We start from the raw sequence: 19,191 nt of genomic DNA on the forward strand, positions 1-19,191 counted from the left end.
ATATGGCATGAACCGGATTTTTGCGCTTCTGCTGCTTGCGGCCGGAATGGCTCCCGCTGCGTCGGCGCAGGAGGTCAAGGCGCCGTGGCCGGACTTCCTCTCGGCCGAAGCAAAGGCGGGTCTTTCCGCCGACGCGGCGCGCCAACCCGAACCCGCCACGATGGAAGGGCGCCGCGAGCGATCCGACGCGATCCAGCGCGAGGTCGGCCTGCCGCGCCTCGCGCGCCATGGCGTCACGATGAAGGACGATGTGATCGCCGGAATCCCTGTGCGGATATTCACGCCAAAGAATGTCGCTGCGAGGGGACCGGTTCTGCTCAACCTTCACGGCGGCGGGTTCATGGTCGATTCGGGCTCGATCACCGAAAATGTCGATGTCGCCGCGCTGACCGGATACCGCGTCGTCGCCGTGCGCTATCGCCTCGCGCCCGAACATCCTTTTCCCGCCGCCAGCGACGATGCGCTCGCCGTCTATCGCGCGCTGCTGAAGGATCATGATCCGCGCCGGATCGGGCTTTACGGGACGTCGGCGGGGGCGATCCTCTCGGCCGAGCTGGTCGCGCGGCTGCGCGCCGAAAAGCTGCCGCAGCCCGCCGCGCTCGGATTCTTCTCGGGCGCCGCCGACCTGTCGCGGCTCGGCGATTCGCTTTCGCTGTTCGCCGATCGGGCGGCGGTGGCGGGGCTCCTGCAGTTTTATTCGGGCGGGCGAAAGCTCGACGACCCGCTGCTGTCGCCGAAGCGCGGTGATCTTGCGGGCTGGCCAGCAACATTGTGCATCGCGAGCAGCCGCGATTTCCTGATGAGCGATACCGCCGAATTCTGCCGCGTGCTCGATGAGGCCGGTGTTCCGGCACAGCTCACGCTGTTCGACGGGCTGCCGCATGCCTTCTGGGCTTATATCGACGCGCCCGAAAGCGACGCGGCGTTCAAGACCATGGCGCGCTTTTTCACCGCGCGCCTCGGAGGGAAGCCGTGAAGCGGCTGCTCCTCCTCGCCGCGCTGGTGGCGGCATCGCCCGCCGCGGCGCAGACGGCGGTGCCCGCCTTCACCCTGCCGGCATCGAACCAGCTCAGCAAGGAAGCGAAGCAGGTGCTTGAGCGGATGAAGGCGGCGACGGCGCCCGCCGATATCGCCACCGACATCGCAAAGCAGCGCGCCTTTTACGGCCGGTATAACGACGAGCGGCTCGCCGAGATGCGCAAGCATTTCCGGACCCGCGAGCGACGCGAGACGATGAACAGCGTCACGGTCGACATCGTCGAACCCGAAGGCGGCATCGCGGCTGGAAACAAGCAGCGCGTGTTGATCAACGTCCATGGTGGCGGTTTCATGTGGGGATCGGGCAGCGGCGCGCTTGTCGAGGCGATCCCGGTCGCCGCGACGATGGGCGTAAAAGTGGTGACGGTCGATTACAGGCTGGCGCCTGAACATCCTTATCCGGCGGCGTCGGAGGATGTGACCGCGGTCTACCGGCAGCTGCTGACGCAATATCGCCCCGAGAATATCGGCATCTACGGCTGTTCGGCGGGCGGCATCGCGACGGCGCAGGCGACCGCGTGGATCCGCCGGCAAGGCCTGCCGCGCCCCGGCGCGATCGGCACCTTTTGCGGCACCGGCGCGCCGATGTCGGGCGACAGCCCCTTCGTCGCCGGGCCGACCAACGGCGAGGCACCTTTTCCCGCGCCCGCGCTGCCCGATACGCTGCCGATCCCCTATATGACGGGCGTCGCGGCGAGCGATGCGCTCGCCTATCCGCTGGTGTCGGAGGCCGAGATCAAGGCGATGCCGCCGACGTTGTTGCTCGCCGGCGGCCGCGATTTTGCAGTCAGCGCGCTGACTTTGGCGCACCGCCGGCTCGCCGCCGCCGGGGTCGCCAGCGAGCTTCATCTGTTCGACGGACTGCCGCACGCCTTTTTCGTGTGGCCCGATATGCCCGAATCGACCGAAGCCTATCGCCTGATGGCCGCCTTTTTCGACCGGCATCTGGGGCGGCACGTGCGCTGATGCGGACACGGACCATCGTCACGCTGGCGCTGACCTATGCGCTGCTCGGCCTGCTGATGAACAGCGTCGGGATCGTCATCCTCCAGTCGATCGCCCATTTCGGGGCGACGAAACTGATGGGGTCGACGCTCGAGGCCTGCAAGGATTTGTCGGTGGTCGTCGCCTCATTCCTGCTCGTCGCGGCGGTTCCTGCTTTCGGATATCGCCGTTCGCTGATGGTGGTTCTGGCGCTGATGGCGATGGCCTGCCTGCTCGCCTCCTTTGCAACGGGTTTTACGGCAATGCAGGCGCTGTTCATCGCGACTGGCCTGTCGTTCGGTATCACCAAGATCGCGACCTATTCGACGATCGGGCTCGTCGCGCGCGATCCGGCCGATCATGCGAGCATTACCGGTCTGGTCGAAGGCGTGTTCATGGGCGGCGTGCTGGCCGGCGCATGGATTTTCGGCTGGTTCATCGACGCGGGCGACTGGCTGCGCGTTTATTGGCTGCTCGCTGCGCTTTGCGCGCTGACGGCGATCGCCTGGCTCGGCATCCGGCTCGACGAGCGCGCGACCGCTACCGATGGCGGGAGTGTCCTCGTTATGGCGGGCTGGCGCGAGATGATGGCGCTGGCATCGCTGCCCGCGACGGTCGCGGTGCTGGTAACGCTGTTCTTTTATGTCCTGATCGAGCAGGGGACGGGCACCTGGCTTCCGACCTTCAACCGCGAGATATTGCATCTGCCCGCGGCGATGAGCGTGCAGATGTCGAGCATCTTCGTCGCCGCGCTGGCGGCGGGACGGCTATTGTCGGGGATCGTGCTGCGGCGTGTAGCGTGGCTGCCGGTGCTGCTTGGCTGTCTTGGCGCGCTCGCGCTGCTCGTGGTGGCGGCGTTGCCGCTGGCTGAGGGCCTGACGCCGCATGCGGACATCGGCTGGGCCGACGCGCCGCTCGCGGCCTATCTCTTCCCGCTGGTCGGGCTCTTCCTTGCCCCGATTTATCCGACCGTCTGCTCGGTGGTGCTGAGCGCGCTCCCGACGCAGCGCCATCCGGCGATGATCGGATTGATCGTCATCTTCTCCGCGCTCGGGGGCACGATCGGTTCTTTCCTCGTCGGTCTGTTGTTCCAGACACTGCCCGGTACGACCGCCTTCTATTTCCTGCTGGGGCCGATCGCGCTCGTCGCGCTCGCGCTGCCGCTCGTGCGGCGCCGGATCGAAAGCGCTCGCGCATGACCGCGGTCGACACCCCTGCCGGCCTGTTCGGACCGCTGTTCGCCGCGGTGCAGGAGTGCGGCCTGTTTCCCGATTCCAAAACATTCGCCGACGCGCGTCCGCGCCGGGAGCCCGCGGCGATCCTCTCCGACTGGCAGGCGCGTCGTCCGGCGGAGGGCGATGCCTTGCGCGAGTTCGTCTTCGACAATTTCGATATCCCGCAAAGCGAACCGACTGAAGCACCCGATCGCCTGCCGCTCGTAGAGCATATTCGCGCTTTGTGGCCGCGGCTGATCCGCACGTCGAACATGATCGGTGCGGGTTCGTCCGAATTGTCGCTGCCGCACAGCTATGTCGTGCCCGGGGGGCGCTTTCGCGAGCTTTATTATTGGGATAGCTATTTCACGATGCTGGGGCTCGCCCGCTCGGGGCGGCAGGATCTCGTCGAGAATATGATCGCGAATTTTGGCAGTCTTCTCGACAGCATCGGCCACATCCCGAACGGCACGCGCAGCTATTACGCCAGCCGTTCGCAGCCGCCCTTTTTTTACCTGATGGTCGAATTGTCCCGCGATACCAGCGAGGATCACCTCCGCCGCCAGCTTGGCTGGATGATCAAGGAACATGCATTCTGGATGGCCGGAGAGCATGTTGTGCCAGCCGGAGGTGCAGCGCGGCGTGTTGTCCGGCTCGCCGACGGCAGCTTGCTCAACCGCTATTGGGACGACCTCGACCGGCCGCGCGACGAGAGTTGGCGTGAGGATGTTGCGCTAGCCGGACGGGTGCCAGCGCGCGATGCGCGCGCGCTTTGGCGCGATATCCGCGCAGCGGCAGAGAGCGGATGGGATTTCAGCTCGCGCTGGCTCGCCGACGGGCGGAACCTTGAAACGATCCGCACGACGCAGCTGGTTCCCGTTGACCTCAATGCGCTGATGTTCGGGCTCGAACAAGCCATCGCGGCGAAAGCGGTAGAATTGGGTGAAAGCGATGTCGCCGCCGATTTCGCCGAACGCGCAGCTGCGCGTGCCCGGGCGATCTCCGATCATCTGTGGCACGAGGAGTGTGGTTATTATGCCGACTTCGACTTTAACGGCGGGTACTCGTCGGACCGTCTGACTGCGGCATCGGCATTCCCGCTTTTTGCCGGACTCGCCACCGCGCCGCGCGCCGCCCAAACTGCCACGGCGCTGCAACAGTTGCTGCGCCCCGGCGGGCTGATGACGACGCTCGACGACAGCGGGCAACAATGGGACGCACCCAATGGCTGGGCGCCCCTGCAGTGGATCGCGATCATCGGACTGCGACGCTATGGCGAGACGCAATTTGCGGACACGATCGCCGCTCATTGGATGTCGATGGTCGAAAGCCATTATGCCGCGACCGGCCAGCTCTTCGAAAAATATGACGTCACGACCTGCTCGGCCGGGTCGGGGGGCGAATATGCCACCGAAATAGGATTCGGCTGGACCAATGGTGTGACGCTAGAGTTGTTGGCGGCGAGGGACGACGAAGCGATGAAACAGAAAGGCGAGAGCTCGTGACCGCCGCGGAATTCGTTTCGCGGTGCAACAGATGCGCTCGCTTCCGGCATTATTACGTCCCGAGCGACCGGTAAGGAGAGGCAATACAGCATCTCCGAGGGCCAATTCGCGACCGGTCACTTGGCTCTGGACTGTCCGGCAGAGGTCCGCGGCACCGACTGTTGCCTCAACCAGCGGGGGTGAGGCTTGGCGCGCGCGCCTGTCTGCGGCCCATGGCCGGATCGGCTACTCTGTCCGGTCTCAGGCCGCTGTAACGGCGCTGCGTGCAGCCTTGATTTGCGGGTGATGGGTATCGGCCCAGACAACGAGCGCCTGCATCGGTTCCATAAAGGAACGACCAAGATCAGTCAGCGCATACTCCACCCGGGGCGGCACTTCGGGATAAAGGGTACGCGTGATGAACCCATCTTCCTCCAGCCGCTTCAGAGTCTTCGACAGCATCTGTCGCGAGATATCGCCTATGGCGCGCAGAAGCTCGTTGAAACGCATCACCTTTTCGCCAAGCATGTCGAGCACGAGAAAGCTCCACTGGTCTCCGACCCGGTCGAGGACGCCCCGAATCGGACAGACTTCTTTTAGATTCCTTGCGTCCATCAACAAAACACCTGCCGCGCCACTTCCAAGGTCACTCCAAAGTGACTCCTTGTGACAATCATTTGACGATCATATCTGGGCATAGGTCCAGATTGTGGACCTGATATAGAATGAAGACCAAGGAGTTTCAAATGGCCAATATTGCTTTGATCGGCGCGTCGGGACGCGGAGGATCGCGGATATTGAAAGAGCTTTCCGATCGCGGACACCAGGTCACCGCTATCGCTCGCAACCCGGACCGGATTTCCGCACTGCCCGGTGTCAAGGCGGTCAGGGGCGACGTATTCGACGAGGCCGGCCTTACCGGCCTGCTGCGGGGACACGACGCTGTGGTCAGCGCTGTGCACTTTACCGCAAGCGACGCGAAGACGCTGATCGGCGCCGTGCGCGCATCGGGCGTGCGACGCTATGTCGTCATGGGCGGTGCGGGAAGCCTGCTCGCCGGTGGTAAACCACTGATCGATTCGCCGGATTTCCCCGAAGCATACAAGGCCGAAGCATCCAAGGGTGCGGAGTTCCTCGAACGGCTCAAACGCACGGACGATCTCGACTGGAGCTTTGTGTCGCCGTCCGCGGAAATTTTCGAAGGCGAGCGCACGGGCATTTTCCGTCTTGGCAAGGACGAGCTTCTCGTGGGTCCGGACGGTAGCCGCATTTCGTTCGAGGATTTCGCGGTGGCGCTCGTCGACGAGATCGAAAAGTCCGGGCACATTCGCCGGCGTTTCACCGTCGGCTATTGAAGGGGCGCGATCACGAGACCTGTAAGCTCCGTCGCGCCAATAGCCAGAACAGCCTTGGTCCGCCGGTCGTGTCGCTTCATTTGAGCTTCGCGCCCGGAAGCAGCCGGTCCGCAAGCGGCCGGATACGGCTATTCTTCGGGCGCCGGGCAACTCTCGCTTTGTCATCAATCTGATATGTTTACTTCATGCCATCGAAATGGTCGCGTCATGCCGCTGACGCACCGCGTTCCTATCCGCCACCCCGATAACAACACCTTATTGGGGAATCACCAAAATGAAGCCGTCTCTCCCGAATTTCCGGGCCGCTTTGCTGTGCACGGCTGTTCTGTTCGCCACGCCGTCGATGGCGCAGTCCGAACCGCTGCCCGAAACCGAGGCGGGAGAGGAGGGCGATGCCATTATCGTGACCGGACAGCGCCGCGCGCAATATGAGGCGACGGCCGAAAAGCGCGAAGCCTTTGTCGTGATGGACGCGATCTCGTCGGACGATATCGGCAAGCTGCCCGATCATAATACCGCTGCCGCGCTGCGCCGCATTCCTGGTCTGTCGGTGCAGGAAGACCAAGGCGAACCGCGTTTCCCTGTGCTGCGCGGGCTGCAGTCGACCTACAACCGCACCACCGTAGACGGGGCGATGGTGTCGGGCGTCGATTCGGGCGGCCGCACGGTGCCGCTCGATATCATTCCATCGGTGATGGCGGGGCGGATCGAGGTCATCAAGACGGTGATGCCGGAGAATGATGCGAACGCGATCGGCGGCATCATCAACATCGCAACGCGCAGCGCGTTCGATGCCCGGCGGCCTTTCTTCAACGGCGTGGCCTCCTATGGCATCTACGAACAGAATGGCGACGTCCGGAACAGCAAGCCGTCTTATCGTGTCGCTTTCGCGGCGGGCACGACATTCGGCGCCAATCACGAATGGGGGATCGTCATCGGTGCGAGCCAGGAACAGCTCGACTACGATATTCCGCAGATCGAGGTCGCGAGCCCGTCGGTTCGCGAATATACCGCCGCCGGTGCGCCGGTGAATTCGGGCGCCGCGAACGGCAATGGCATCCAGGTGCCGACGCAGCACCGCCTTTTCTGGTACAATAACACCAAGCAGCGCACGGGCGGCAATATGAAGCTCGAATGGCGTCCGTCGGATCGCTTCCGCTGGGAGTTGTCGGGCGTTGTTGCGCGCACCGAGGATGATGAAGAACGCATCGAATACCGGATCGAGCAGATCGGCAATGTGACGAACCAGACGCCGACGAGTGGCACATTCGGCCGCGGCCGCATCATCGTCCAGCTCAATCAGCCGATCACCAAGCGCCTCGTCGCGCTCGGCCGGACGGCGTTTGCGTGGGATGCGAACGAGCAGCTGAAACTCGACGGCGACGCCGTCTTCTCGCTCGGTCGGCTCCGCGTACCGAACAGCAGCATCGAATTCCGCACCCGCGATGCCGATGCGACGCGCTATGCATTCGACTATGACACGTCGGATTTCTATCCGGTCTTCACGCCGAAAAATGCAGCCGCGGCAGTCGATCCGCGCAATTTCTATCTGCAGCAGCAGCGCGACGATCTGCAGAAGTCACTGGAAAAGAGCGGCCAGTTCCGCCTCAACCTGACGTGGGGCGATGACAGCGAAGATGGCGGGGTCAAGATCAAGGGCGGCGGCGTGCTTCGATTGACGGACCGTGAAAACAGCAATCCGCGAACGGATTATCGTGCCGCGACGGGGTTCAACTATACGCTCGACAATGTCGTCACGGAGGGCCCGACCAAACCGATCCGCGGGCAGTTCACGATCCCCATCCGCATCGACGCCGATGCGTTTCCGGCCTTCTATGAAACGAACAAGGCCCGCTTCACGTCGACCGTGGCATCCATCGCGGGCGACTATAAGGTCAGCGAAGATGTTTATGCCGGCTATCTTCAGGGCAGCACGCGGATCGGCAATGTCACGTTGCTCGGCGGGCTGCGTTACGAACGCACCGACGTCTCCTCCAACGCCTATCGTGCGGTCGGCGGGACGCTGACGCAGATCACGACCGATGGCAGCTATGACAATTGGCTGCCGAGCGCGCATATTCGCTGGGACGTTGCCGATCGTTTCGTCATTCGCGGCGCCTATACCAACACGATCGGCCGCCCCGATTACGCATCGATCACCGCCACCGAGACGCTGAGCTTCGACGGCAGCCAGCCGACGCTGGCGCGGGGCAATCCCGGGCTGAAGCCGCGTGAAAGCCGCGGTTTCGATCTCTCGTTCGAATTTTATCCCAAGGACGGCGTCATTTCGGCGGCGCTGTTCCACAAGAAGATCAAGAATGAGATTTTCACGCTGTCGAGCGTCGAGGCGATCGACGTCGGCCGCGGCGTCGAAGATGTTCTGATATCCGAACCGCGCAACGCCGAAACCGCGACGATCAAGGGTCTCGAACTCAACCTGCAACAGGCGCTGACGTTTTTGCCGGCGCCGTTCGACGGTTTGGGCGTCAGTGCGAACGCCACTTTCCTCGACACGAAATTCACCTTCCTGACCAGCGTCGGACCGCGCGTGACCGGGCTGTTCCTTCAGCCCGACACCGTGTGGAACGCATCGGTCTATTATCAGAAGGGAAAGTTCGAAGGCCGGGTATCCTATAATTATATCGGCGGTTTCCTCGAAACGATCAACGACACGATTCCCAACGCCGACCAATATTGGAAGAGCCGCGGCACGCTCGACGCCAACATCAGCTATCGCATCACACCGAACCTGACGATCTATGCCGAAGGGCAAAATCTGACCGACCAAGGGCGCCGCGAACTGGTCGGGCCGGGGCAGGCTTTTCTTCAGGAATCGGCCGAATATGGCCGGACCTTCTGGTTCGGCCTGGCGGTGAATTTCTGATGTCGGCCTTGCTGTTTTTCCTCGCGGCGGCGGCGACCGCGCCGTCGCCCGCTGTTCCGCAGGGCCAGCCCGCCGAGACGATCCGCCGCATCCCCGCTGCCGAAGCGCGGCAGGGCGTGGCGATCGGGCCGAACGACGTTTACGCCGTCGCGAACTGGACGATCGCGCGTTACGACCGCAAGACGGGCGAGCGCCGCGCGATATGGGATGGCGAACCGGCGCGCTATCCGCACATCAACAGTTGCGCGCTGATCAAGGTTGAGCTGGTGTGTGCGGCCTCCAACTTTCCGGCCGTGCCGCAGGCAAGCTCGGTCGAATTCTTCGATCCCGTGACGCTCGCGCACAAGCGGACGGTGTCGCTGGGCCTCGGGACCGGGTCGCTGACATGGGTCGATTGGCAGGGCGGCCACTGGTGGGCCATGTTTGCCAATTACGACAACAAGGGCGGCGAAGCGCCGCGCGATCATAGGCATACGACGCTGATCAAGTTCGACACAGAATGGCGGCGCACGGAAAGCTGGGCGCTGCCCGGGACGATATTGGATCGCATCGCCCCGATGAGCATTTCGGGCGGGGGCTTCCGGTCAGACGGGAGCTTATGGCTGTCCGGACATGATCTTCCCGAACTCTATGTCGTTCGCCTTCCCAAAGGAGGGGCCACGCTCGATCATGTCGCGACGGTCGCGATGGAAGCCGAGGGGCAGGCGATCGATTGGGACGAGAGCCGGCCGGGCATCCTCTGGGGCATCAGTCGCAAAGAGCGGTCGATGTTAGAGATGCGGGTGCCGGCGTTGAAACAATAGCGCGATCGCTGTGGCCGCCTGACCGCGATGCCAATGTCTGCTTTCAACGTTTTGCGGCTGGGATGTGCATACGGCGGAAAGGGTTCGAATTGGTGGTAAGCTGCCGTTCCTGGCATTCATTCCTTCATGGCAATTCGGCACTGACAAAGAGGTCGCGCATCTGGCTCCGCATTGCTTTGGCAGCGCCGTAATCTTCCTCGATTGTGGCGAGTTTCGCGCAGGATTCAATCGGACCATGGCGTGCGACCGCCGCGTCGCAGTCTTTTATCCAGCTAGCCCCGCGCGCGGTTTCGCGCTGGTAGAGAGCTCGCGCCTCGTCGCAGACGGTCTTGGCGTTGTCGGTACAGGCCATGGCCAGTGACAGATAAGCGGCATATTTTACGCCACCGTCGGTCGAGAAGGTTCTGTCTTGCGTTTCAAAAATCGACCGGGCGAGAAAATGACAGCCTTCCGGGTCGATCAGCAGATCTTCATTTTGCAGGAAGCAGGCTTTGGCCAGGAAGCCCCGAGCAACGTCGCGATCTCGCTCCGCCCCCACGCCGGTCAGATACATCCACCCAAGATATTTGCAGGCGTAAGGGCCTTGGCCTGAGTCCTCGCCGCTACACACGCGAATGAACCGTTCTTTTGCGCGGGCGTAATTGCGCAGCTGCTGTTTTTGCAAATACAGCTTTCCGGCCTCGTAACAGCCTGCGGTGATCAGCCGCGCGTCGCATGACATGTCATAATGCTCCAGCGCGCCGCGCAGGTCTCCGCCGCGCTCGGCCCCGACGCCGCGCCCCCAGCATGTGTCCACATTATTATCAGCCTGGCACGCAGCCGACTGCTTGGCTGGCAAAGGATAATCAATGTCATAATTGGGGAATGTCTCGCCGTCGGAGGAGCGATCTCTGCCGAGCTCGCGCATATTCGCGAGCAGCCGATCATGGACGCGTCGGATCGTATCCGGTCTGCAGTTCAATCGGGCAAGTTCCTTGCCGGCGCGGCTGACGGTCAGGGTTCCGAACGGGATATATGCCGACGGGTCTGGCTTCACGCCATCGCGAAATCCCGCCGCGATGCGATAGGTCGTGTCGCCATTCGCAAATGTGATGATCTCGTCGATCGTGGCCCCCGGGCCGTCTTTCCTTCGATAGTCGACATGCATCAGCGGGCCAGTCAGGGTGAGCTCTGGTTTTTCTCCTGATCGCCCGTAGCGATAGATGGCTTCGCTGCCGACGATAGATACCGACGCCTGTCGCTGTTGGCCATCGATCTGGCACGTCAGCACATTTTGCTCGGCAGCGCGGTCTTTTGCTATCGCCGCGCCGGCGCCCGGGCTGGCCAGAATTACGCCGAGGATCGCCTTGTACATCCAGCGTTCGAAGAGTCTCATGTCAGATCCTTTCCTACCCCGATTGCCGCCGGTCCCGGCATCGGGCAAAGAATGATTGCTTTGGGGTGGAAAGCAGCCATCCGAGGTTATACGTTCTGGACCGTCCTTGAGGGCGTATGATTTGGGACCCGTACGAATTTGGGCCACTTTGCGCACATACCGGGGTTTCGCGATATTGATACTTGCCTTGTTTGTCGCCGCCGCAGGCGATCGGCGCTATGCCGGTGACCATGCTTCAGGAACGGAGCGAAAGAAGCGTTCGACGACATTCCCGCAGAACCAACGTCCGCAATCGGAAACTAGGTGTCAAAAGCTATCAGCCCTCTGTCGGCCAGGGCGCAATGGGGCCGGTAACCACCTGAAAACCAAAAGACCGTCGATCTTTCCGCTTTCGGCTGATAGAAAAGCGTCGCGAAAGGTATTGGGTGTTTGATCTTCTCGCCTTTTTGGCGATCATCATATTGGGCGTCCTGCTTGCGGACACGCGGAGCCGGCTCAAGCGGGCCGAGACGACGCTTGCGGAAGCTGCCAGACGGATCGGGGCCTTGCAGCGCCACACGGGCGTGCAAGTTGCCGAGAGCGAACCGCCGGCCTCCGATACCGCGCAGCCAGTCCCAGCGCCGGCGATGCCGGAAAGGATCGAGCTTGCCGATCCGCCGATTCGCGCCGCGGCCGAGGCGGCTGTGCCGTTGCCCGTGACGGTCCAGAAGGACGCCCAACCCGCGAATCGCTCCCAAGTGGAGGCTGTCGCGCAGTCGCCTGCATCAAACCCCGGCGCGCCCGCGGCGACAGCAGCGCCGGCGGTCCCGATTAACCTGTCGGCGCGCTTCGAAAATCTGTTCGGCAAGACGCTGCCGATCTGGGCGGGGGGCATCACACTTGCCATCGCCGGCGTGCTCATCGTCCGCTACGCGATCGATCTCGGCTTTTTCGCGCGCGTCTTCACCCCCGGCGTGCAGGTGGTTGCAGGCCTTATCTTCGGTCTCGGGCTCATCGGCGCCGCCGAATATGCGTGGCGCAACGAAAGCCGGCTGCGCGATGTCCGCGTTCCGCAGGCACTATCGGGTGCCGGCATCGCGACGCTCTATGCGGCGATCATGGTCGCGGCCAATGTCTACGGGCTGATCGGGCCGCTTTTTGCGTTCGTGGCGCTGGCGCTGGTGACTGCGTCGGCGCTTGCCCTGTCGCTCCGCTTCGGGCCGCCGAGCGCGCTGCTCGGGCTTGCGGGCGGGCTCGCCGCGCCCGCGCTGGTCGGAGCGCTTGAACCCAACGTGCCCTTGCTCGCTATCTATCTCGCGCTGACCATCGCGGCGATGACCGGCGTTGCGCGGATGCGCCGCTGGCCTTGGCTTGCACTCGCCGCACTCGCCGGCGGGGCCGGGTGGAGCCTGTGGATGATCTTCATCGGCGGCGCGCTCGATGCCGTCGGTTCACTGTCGATCGGCGCCTATGTGTTGCTGCTGGGCGTCGCCATCCCGCTGTTCGCCTATGAAGGTCCGCGGGCCACTTTGCTCCGCTCGGCAGCAGCGATCATCGGGGCGCTGCAACTAGCGCTGCTGGTCGCGCATGCTGGCTTCACACCGCTTCACTGGGGGTTGTTCGCGCTGCTTGCGGCGGCGGGCCAGTGGCTCGCCTGGCGCGAGCGTAGCCTTGCCATCGTTCCGACGACCAGCCTCGCGCTTTCGATCCTGCTTATGGCGCTGTGGCCCGATCCGGCGCCGTTCTGGCTCGGGTTGATCGGTCTTTCGCTGTTGGCGATCCATGCGGTTCCGCTGCTCGCGCGGCTATGGAGTGTGCCGCCCCATCTGCGCCGCACGCTCGAGCTTTGCCTGCTTGCGCTTGTGCTGGTGCCACTCGTCAAATGGCACATATGGGACATGACCGACGGCGGGCTGGCGACTGTCGCGCTCGGCGGCACGTTGCTTCCGGCGACCGGAATCGCGCGCGGGTGGCGCGCCGAAGGTCGCGCGTCCGACAGCCGTTTTTCCTGGCTCACCGGGACGGCAGCGGCGCTGCTGGCGCTCGCGCTTGGTCTGATCCTGCCCCTCTGGCTCGTGCCGGTCGCGATCGCAGCTGTGGCCGCCGGACTGCTGTTTTTTGGCAAGTCCGCTGCCGATCGCCGTATCGAATGGGTGGGGGCAGGTTTCTTCGGCGTCGCGCTGGTCGCGCTGGTTACGACGCCGCGCGCGCTGGGCGAACTGCCGCGTCTTGCGGAGGGCGCAGCGAGCGCCAACGGGGAGGCCGTGCTGCGCTGGGCGGCGCTCGCGCTCGTCGCGCTTGTCTTCGCGCTCCGCGCCGACCGGCCGATTGTGCGCCGGTTCGGACAGGCGCTGGCGGCTGCGCTTGCTTATGGCGCCACGGCGCAGGTGCTTCCGGGGACGGTTCTGGTCCTCGTTCCGGCGTTTGGCGTCGCGGCCTTGCTGTTCGCAGGCCAGCGCATTGCCTTCGCCCGGATCGATGCAGGAGCGACAACCTTCGCCGCGATCAGTCTCGCGTGGGCGACGCTTCCGGTCGTGATCTGGTCGGGCAAGGCGCTGCTGTCGCTCGGCAGCATGCCGATGCTGGTCGACGGCGAGGCGCTGCGCGCAGCCGAACTGGTCCGCCGTCTGGGTCTTCCCGTGCTTCTCTTTGGCGTGCCTTTCTGGCTCGTCCGTAACAAGTTGCCGCGATGGCTGCTGTTTGCCGGGCTGGGCATCGCCGGCGCGATCGGCATGATCGCGGTCCACGCCCTTTACCGGCTGGGCTTTGCGGCGGTCGTCGGGAGCGATTTTGTCGCAACCGGAATATGCCAGCGCCTCGTCTGGGAAGGCCTGCTGATCGGTTCCGGCTGGCTGCTCTGGCGCCGCGGTCTTCGCCCCGGCGCGCAGGCGCTTGCCATCGCCGGGACAGCGCATGCGGTCTTCTATGGCCTGCTTCTTCACAATCCGCTGTGGGCGGAGCAAGCCGTTGGCAGCTGGCCGCTCGTCAATCTGCTCGTGCCGCTGTTCCTGTTGCCGTGGTTCGGGATGCAGTTGATCGAGAGACTGTTCGCGCCCGCGCCCGCATGGCTCGATCTCGCCATCCAGCTCTTCACCATGTTGCTCGTCGCGGTGTTCGCCTGGGCGACATTGCGCCAGCTCTTTCATGGCAGTCTACTCGTCGAGGCGGGGGTCGCGCCGGCTGAGAATATCCTGCGCTCGCTGCTCATTCTCCTGCTCGCGATCGGTTTCCTGCTGTGGGGCATTCGCACGCGCCGGCGCGACTGGCGCATTACCTCGCTGGTGCTGATGCTGGCGGCGGCAGCCAAGGTGTTCCTGTTCGACGCCTCCGGACTTGAGGGCCTGCTCCGCATCGGATCCTTCGTCGCGCTCGGTTTCAGCCTGATAGGGATCGGCTGGCTCTACAGCCGGCAGCTTGCGCCATCGACTGCCGGACCCGAGCCGGATCCCGGTGCGGTCAGCCCGGCACCAGCAGCGTCTCGCTGAGTTCCTCGATATCGTGGGCGAGCTGGTCGACCATTGCGGGGTCGGCATCCCATGCGAACATGAAGCGGGCGCTGCCGCCGATGAAGGTATAGAAGCGCCAGCCGCGTGAACGCAGGCCGTCGAGCAGGGATTCGGGCGCCGTCAGAAACACCGCGTTCGCCTCGACAGGGAAGGCGAGTTCGACGCCGGGCAGCGCCGCGATGCGCGACGCGAGCCGGGTCGCGCAATCATTGGCATGGCGGGCATTGCGAAGCCACGCCCCGCTTTCGAGCAGGCCGATCCACGGCGCCGCGAGGAAGCGCATTTTCGACGCGAGCTGGCCAGCCTGTTTGCACCGGTAATCGAAATCGGTGGCGAGCGCGGTATCGAAAAAGACGATGGCTTCGCCAACAGCCATGCCGTTCTTCGTGCCGCCGAAGCAGAGCAGGTCGACGCCCGCACGCCAGGTGATGTCGGCGGGCGCGCAGCCAAGCGTTGCGCAAGCATGGGCAAAACGCGCGCCGTCCATGTGAAGCTTGAGGCCGAGTTCGCGGCACGTCGCCGAAATCGCCCCGATTTCGGCGGGTGAATAGACCTGTCCGGTTTCGGTCGGCTGGGTGATCGTCACGACGCGCGATTTGGGGAAGTGGATGTCCGACCGGCTGAGCGCGAGCGCGCGGATCGCCTCGGGCGTCAGCTTTCCGTCCTCGGTCTGCGCAACGAGCAGCTTCGATCCGTTCGAGAAGAATTCGGGGGCGCCGCATTCGTCGGTCTCGACATGCGCCGACGAGGAGCAGATGACGCTGTGATAGGATTGGCACAAGGTCGCCAGCGCGAGCGAGTTTGCGGCGGTGCCGTTGAAGGCGAAGAAGATTTCGCAGTCGGTTTCGAACAAGGCCCGAAAGGCGTCGGCCGCGCGCTGCGTCCACGCATCGTCGCCATATGCCGGCGCCGACTGGCGGTTGGCGGCGTCCATCGCATCCCAGGCTTCGGGACAGATGCCGGCATAATTGTCGCTGGCGAATTGCTGGGGCTTGCTCGTCACGTCGTTTCCTTTCCTCGAAAAGATCGAGAAGCGGTTCGACGCATGTGCGGCTGAAGGTCCCGTTTGTTGCCGGTCCGGCCACATCCCCCGCTTTGAACGGGGTACCACCTTGCTCGGGAGCAGGTTGGTGTCAGGCGTCGGCCCGACTCTTGATGTAAGGCGCCCTCTAGTGAGGGCGGTCAGCGACGTCAACCGCTACGTAATTTTTCTGCCTAAAATAGTTTTTGGCATAAAACTGTCATATTTACTCGGTCACGGGCGCTTGGCGCGTGGCGGCTGATGGCCGGCATAGCCCGTGAAAGTCTGATGAAGGCGCGTCAGCTTTTCCAGTCGCTGTTCGACGCGCGTGCCGACCATCTTGATGACGCCGTTCACGATCAGATTTACCGCGCAGACAAGTGCGACCGGCGAACTCCAGAACATGCCCGTCTGTGTCGGCACGGCGAGGACATGCGGCGTGAAACGCGGCGCCCAGTCACAGAACAGATCGGTGAGGACAATCAGCGGGATACCATGCAGGCTCGCCTGCTCGGCGATCAGATAGGACTGGCGCGAATAGCGCCGGATGTCGATGACGACGAGGCAGCTATCCTCCGCCTCGTTCGCGAAAACATCGGCATAATTGCCCGCCGAAAGATCGACGAGCCGTACCCCGTCGCGCATGAACTGGAGGTGGTTGGCGAGCAGCATCGCGATGCCGCGCTCGGTCTGGAAACCCGCGATCTGCACCGTGCGGGACCTGGCGAGCAATTCGATTGCCGCGGCCCATTGCGGGGTTTCGGCCAGGCGATAGACGGCAAGAAGCGACTTCATCTCGCGCTGGATATTGCTTTCGCCTGCGTCCGATCCGTCGGACGACTCGACGAATTCGAGCAGATCGTCGCCGATCAGCCAGGGGAAGCCCTCTTCGCTGCTGTCCTTGAGTTCGTTCTTCAACGCCTTGAAATTGCGGTATCCAAGCTTGCGGGCAAAGCGGCCGATGGTGATTTCGCTGACCCCGACCTTGTCGGCCAGCGACATCGCGGTTTCGAAGGCGAGGGTGGCATAGTGCGCCAGCATATAAGCGGCGACCGCCCGGTCCGCTGACGAATAGCTTTCCAGATCTGTCTGCAGGCGCTGCAGCAGCGGCACATTCGGGATGACCGGCTTGTCGGGCTCGGATCCCTGCGAAACTGCGGATTTTCTGTCGTCGCTGTCGTTCATGCTGCGGACCTCTGCTGTCGAACCTGATGTGCAAGACGTGCTAGTTAACAAATCAAAACTATCAATTGACAGAAATATGTCAAAGCTATTCTAATTGGCGGCAACGGGCCCTCCGGATCGGAAAAGGACGGCCATTCGACATTCTGAAATCGGGTGAGGGGATTGGTGATGAACGGGCTTGGGCTGGGCAGGGGTTTGAAGAACCGGCGCGTTGGCAGGACGCGCTTTCTGCTGGCGGCTGGTGCACTGGCGTTGCAGCCGGGTCTGGTGGGGGCCGTGCAGGCGCAGGAAGCCGAACCCGTCGCCGATGCGGACGCCGATGCGATTGTCGTCAGCGGCTATCGCTATCTCAGCGAGAATACGAGCGGCACCACGGGTCTTCCGCTGCCGCTCGAGAAAGTCCCCCAGTCGATCACCTTGATCAGCGAGGATTTTCTGGAAGCCACTGACGCCAAGACCCTTGGCGATGTCGCCCAATATACGCCAGGCGCCCTGTTCGACGGAAACCCGGGCGGAACATCTTCGATCATCAAGCTGCGCGGTTTTGCGGCGGGCAATGCGATCGACGGACTGAATGTCGGTGCGCTCGACTATGAGCCCGACTTTGCGACGCTCGAACGCCTCGAAATCGTCAAGGGACCGACATCGGTGGTGTACGGGGCGGCCAATCCGGGCGGTATCATCAATCAGGTAACGAAGAGCGCGCGTGCGGGCACGCCGTCGCATATCGAACTGCTCGGCGGCTCGTGGGATCGCTGGCGTATCGAGGGCCAGCTTGCGGGCGCGCTCAACGCCGCGGAGACAATCCATGTGATCGGCGTTGCCGTTCACGAGGAAGGCGGCAGTTTCATGCAGCGCGTCGGTTCGGCGAAGACGGTGATTTATGCCGGCATCGACGCCGACCTGTCATCCGATCTGACCGCTTATCTCCATGGCGGATATGAACGCTATCGGCGTACGTCGTTCGACGGCATTCCGACGCTGCCCGACGGATCGCCCGCGCCGGTCGGCCGGTCCTTCTTCATCGGGTCGGGCGACTTCGAACTGGTGACGCCGGTGGCCCGGGTGAACGGCGGCCTCGACTGGGAAGCGTCATCGGCGCTTTCGGTCAGTCTCCGGGTCAATTATCTCCGTTCGAACACGACCGGCGAAAGCGGCTTCGGATACGATCTGCAGCCGAACGGCGACTTCCTGATCGCGATCAACAAGCTCACCAAAAGCACGACGCAGGCCTTTAGCGCCGGGCTGTCGGGCGTCTATAAATTCGACGATCTCGGCCTTTCCGACAGCTTCATCACCGTCGCGGCAAATTATCAGGATTATGAGACGAAACAGGCGGGTACGATCCCGGACACGCCGCAGGGCGACCTCGCCAACATCTTCGATGGTATCGATGCGATCGAGGCGCTCTTCAATAGCCGGACCTACCCCGGCTTCGACTACGGCCTGAACCGCCGGCTTCGCTATCTGACGCTGTCGACGCAGGCGAGCATTAAGGTAGCGGAACCGCTGACCCTGCTCGGCGGCATTTCATGGGCGAAGCCCGATGTCAGCAAGCAGTCGGGTACCGGAGCCTGGCAGGATTTCAGCGGCGACAGCCAGACCAGCCTCCGCCTCGCGGCGACGCTGGAGCCCGTCAAAGGGCTCAACTTTTATGCATCGTACAGCGAATCCTTCCAGCCGCAGCTGTTCATCGATGCGGTTGGCGACGTCCTGCCGCCGCTCACCGGTGAGCAAGTTGAGGTCGGGGTCAAATATGTATCCCCCGACCGGCGGCTGCTTCTGACCGCCGCACTGTTCGACGTCCGGCAGGCCAATCAGGCACGGTACGACCAGACCATCGACCTGATCGACCGCTATTCCCCGGTGGGCAAGGTCCGCCATCGGGGGTTCGAGCTCCAGGCGGTGGGCGAGATTACGAAGGGCTGGCAGGTCAATGCCGGGCTGGCCATTCTCGATCCGACGATCCGCGAGGACGATGATACGACGCTTATCGGCAAGACTTTGACCTTCCTGCCGAAGAGCACCGCGAGCATCTACACGAGTTATGAATTCGGCGGCGGCGCCTTCATCGGCGGCGGTATCCGTTATGTGGGCTCGGTGAAGACCGACTTCGACCGCGCGACACGCGACATCCCGTCCTATACGCTGGTCGATGCGTCGGCGGGTTATGATTTCGAGCGCTTCCGCGTGCAGGTCAACGTCAAGAATCTCTTCGACAAGCATTATTTCGTGAACAACTACCAGACGCTGTTCTATGGCAATGTCGTCGGCGAACCGCGGAGCGCGACCGTTTCACTGCGCGCGAATTTCTGACCCGCCGTGCTAGTCGGGTCGGATAAAAAGTGGACATATGCGACGCG

The 19,191-nt window shown here is 63.3% G+C and carries 13 protein-coding genes and 1 riboswitch; of the genes, 9 read left to right on the forward strand and 4 right to left on the reverse strand.

Annotation, left to right across the window (positions count from 1 at the left end; genetic code table 11):
• Positions 1-7: 7 nt before the first annotated feature.
• The 4 genes from AC07NV_RS16400 to treA are packed head-to-tail and all read left to right on the forward strand — an operon-like array spanning position 8 to position 4,741.
• Positions 8-976 (forward strand): alpha/beta hydrolase, encoded by a 969-nt coding sequence (locus tag AC07NV_RS16400; protein WP_495167451.1) that lies wholly within the window; start codon positions 8-10, stop codon positions 974-976.
• Entirely contained in the window at positions 973-2,004 is a 1,032-nt protein-coding gene (locus AC07NV_RS16405) for an alpha/beta hydrolase (protein WP_495167452.1), read from the forward strand. Before AC07NV_RS16400 ends, AC07NV_RS16405 begins: the two co-directional genes overlap by 4 nt.
• On the forward strand, positions 2,004-3,221 hold the full coding sequence (locus AC07NV_RS16410; protein ID WP_495167453.1) for an MFS transporter: 1,218 nt from the start codon (positions 2,004-2,006) through the stop codon (positions 3,219-3,221). Before AC07NV_RS16405 ends, AC07NV_RS16410 begins: the two co-directional genes overlap by 1 nt.
• Positions 3,218-4,741, forward strand: a complete 1,524-nt coding sequence (gene treA / locus AC07NV_RS16415; RefSeq protein WP_495167454.1) for an alpha,alpha-trehalase TreA — start codon at positions 3,218-3,220, stop codon at positions 4,739-4,741. Before AC07NV_RS16410 ends, treA begins: the two co-directional genes overlap by 4 nt.
• Positions 4,742-4,981: 240 nt before the next feature.
• Here the strand turns inward: treA and AC07NV_RS16420 are convergent, their stop codons facing one another.
• Complete coding sequence (locus AC07NV_RS16420; protein WP_495167455.1) at positions 4,982-5,335, reverse strand: winged helix-turn-helix transcriptional regulator; 354 nt, start codon at positions 5,333-5,335, stop codon at positions 4,982-4,984.
• 110 nt (positions 5,336-5,445) lie between these two features.
• Here AC07NV_RS16420 and AC07NV_RS16425 point away from each other — a divergent pair, with 110 nt between their 5' ends.
• From AC07NV_RS16425 to AC07NV_RS16435, 3 genes are all read left to right on the forward strand, one after another.
• Complete coding sequence (locus AC07NV_RS16425; protein WP_495167456.1) at positions 5,446-6,075, forward strand: NAD(P)-dependent oxidoreductase; 630 nt, start codon at positions 5,446-5,448, stop codon at positions 6,073-6,075.
• A gap of 274 nt (positions 6,076-6,349) precedes the next feature.
• The gene (locus AC07NV_RS16430; protein WP_495167457.1) at positions 6,350-8,959 is read left to right on the forward strand and encodes a TonB-dependent receptor; all 2,610 of its coding nucleotides are present in this window, start codon (positions 6,350-6,352) and stop codon (positions 8,957-8,959) included.
• A complete protein-coding gene (locus AC07NV_RS16435; RefSeq protein WP_495167458.1) occupies positions 8,959-9,762 on the forward strand; it encodes a hypothetical protein in 804 nt (267 codons plus the stop codon). The genes AC07NV_RS16430 and AC07NV_RS16435 overlap by 1 nt, the downstream gene beginning before the upstream one ends.
• Positions 9,763-9,886: 124 nt before the next feature.
• Here the strand turns inward: AC07NV_RS16435 and AC07NV_RS16440 are convergent, their stop codons facing one another.
• The gene (locus AC07NV_RS16440; protein WP_495167459.1) at positions 9,887-11,137 is read right to left on the reverse strand and encodes an SEL1-like repeat protein; all 1,251 of its coding nucleotides are present in this window, start codon (positions 11,135-11,137) and stop codon (positions 9,887-9,889) included.
• A gap of 425 nt (positions 11,138-11,562) precedes the next feature.
• On the opposite strand from AC07NV_RS16440, the gene AC07NV_RS16445 reads away from it, so the two are divergent.
• Positions 11,563-14,601, forward strand: coding sequence for a DUF2339 domain-containing protein (locus AC07NV_RS16445; protein ID WP_495167460.1), 3,039 nt, complete (start codon positions 11,563-11,565; stop codon positions 14,599-14,601).
• Here AC07NV_RS16445 and AC07NV_RS16450 read toward each other — a convergent pair.
• Together AC07NV_RS16450 and AC07NV_RS16455 are read right to left on the reverse strand one after the other, a co-directional pair.
• Positions 14,573-15,625, reverse strand: a complete 1,053-nt coding sequence (locus AC07NV_RS16450) for a threonine aldolase family protein (protein ID WP_495167461.1) — start codon at positions 15,623-15,625, stop codon at positions 14,573-14,575. The two genes, AC07NV_RS16445 and AC07NV_RS16450, sit on opposite strands and share 29 nt — an antisense overlap.
• A gap of 52 nt (positions 15,626-15,677) precedes the next feature.
• Positions 15,678-15,786: riboswitch (SAM-I-IV-variant riboswitch) on the reverse strand.
• A gap of 91 nt (positions 15,787-15,877) precedes the next feature.
• Entirely contained in the window at positions 15,878-16,828 is a 951-nt protein-coding gene (locus AC07NV_RS16455) for a MurR/RpiR family transcriptional regulator (protein ID WP_495167462.1), read from the reverse strand.
• A 168-nt stretch (positions 16,829-16,996) separates the two neighbouring features.
• Between AC07NV_RS16455 and AC07NV_RS16460 the strand changes: the two genes are divergently transcribed.
• Positions 16,997-19,144: a TonB-dependent siderophore receptor gene (locus AC07NV_RS16460; RefSeq protein ID WP_495167463.1), complete on the forward strand. Its 2,148-nt coding sequence runs from the start codon at positions 16,997-16,999 to the stop codon at positions 19,142-19,144.
• Positions 19,145-19,191 lie beyond the last annotated feature (47 nt).

This window comes from Sphingopyxis sp. GW821-FHT10B01 (genome assembly GCF_059415685.1).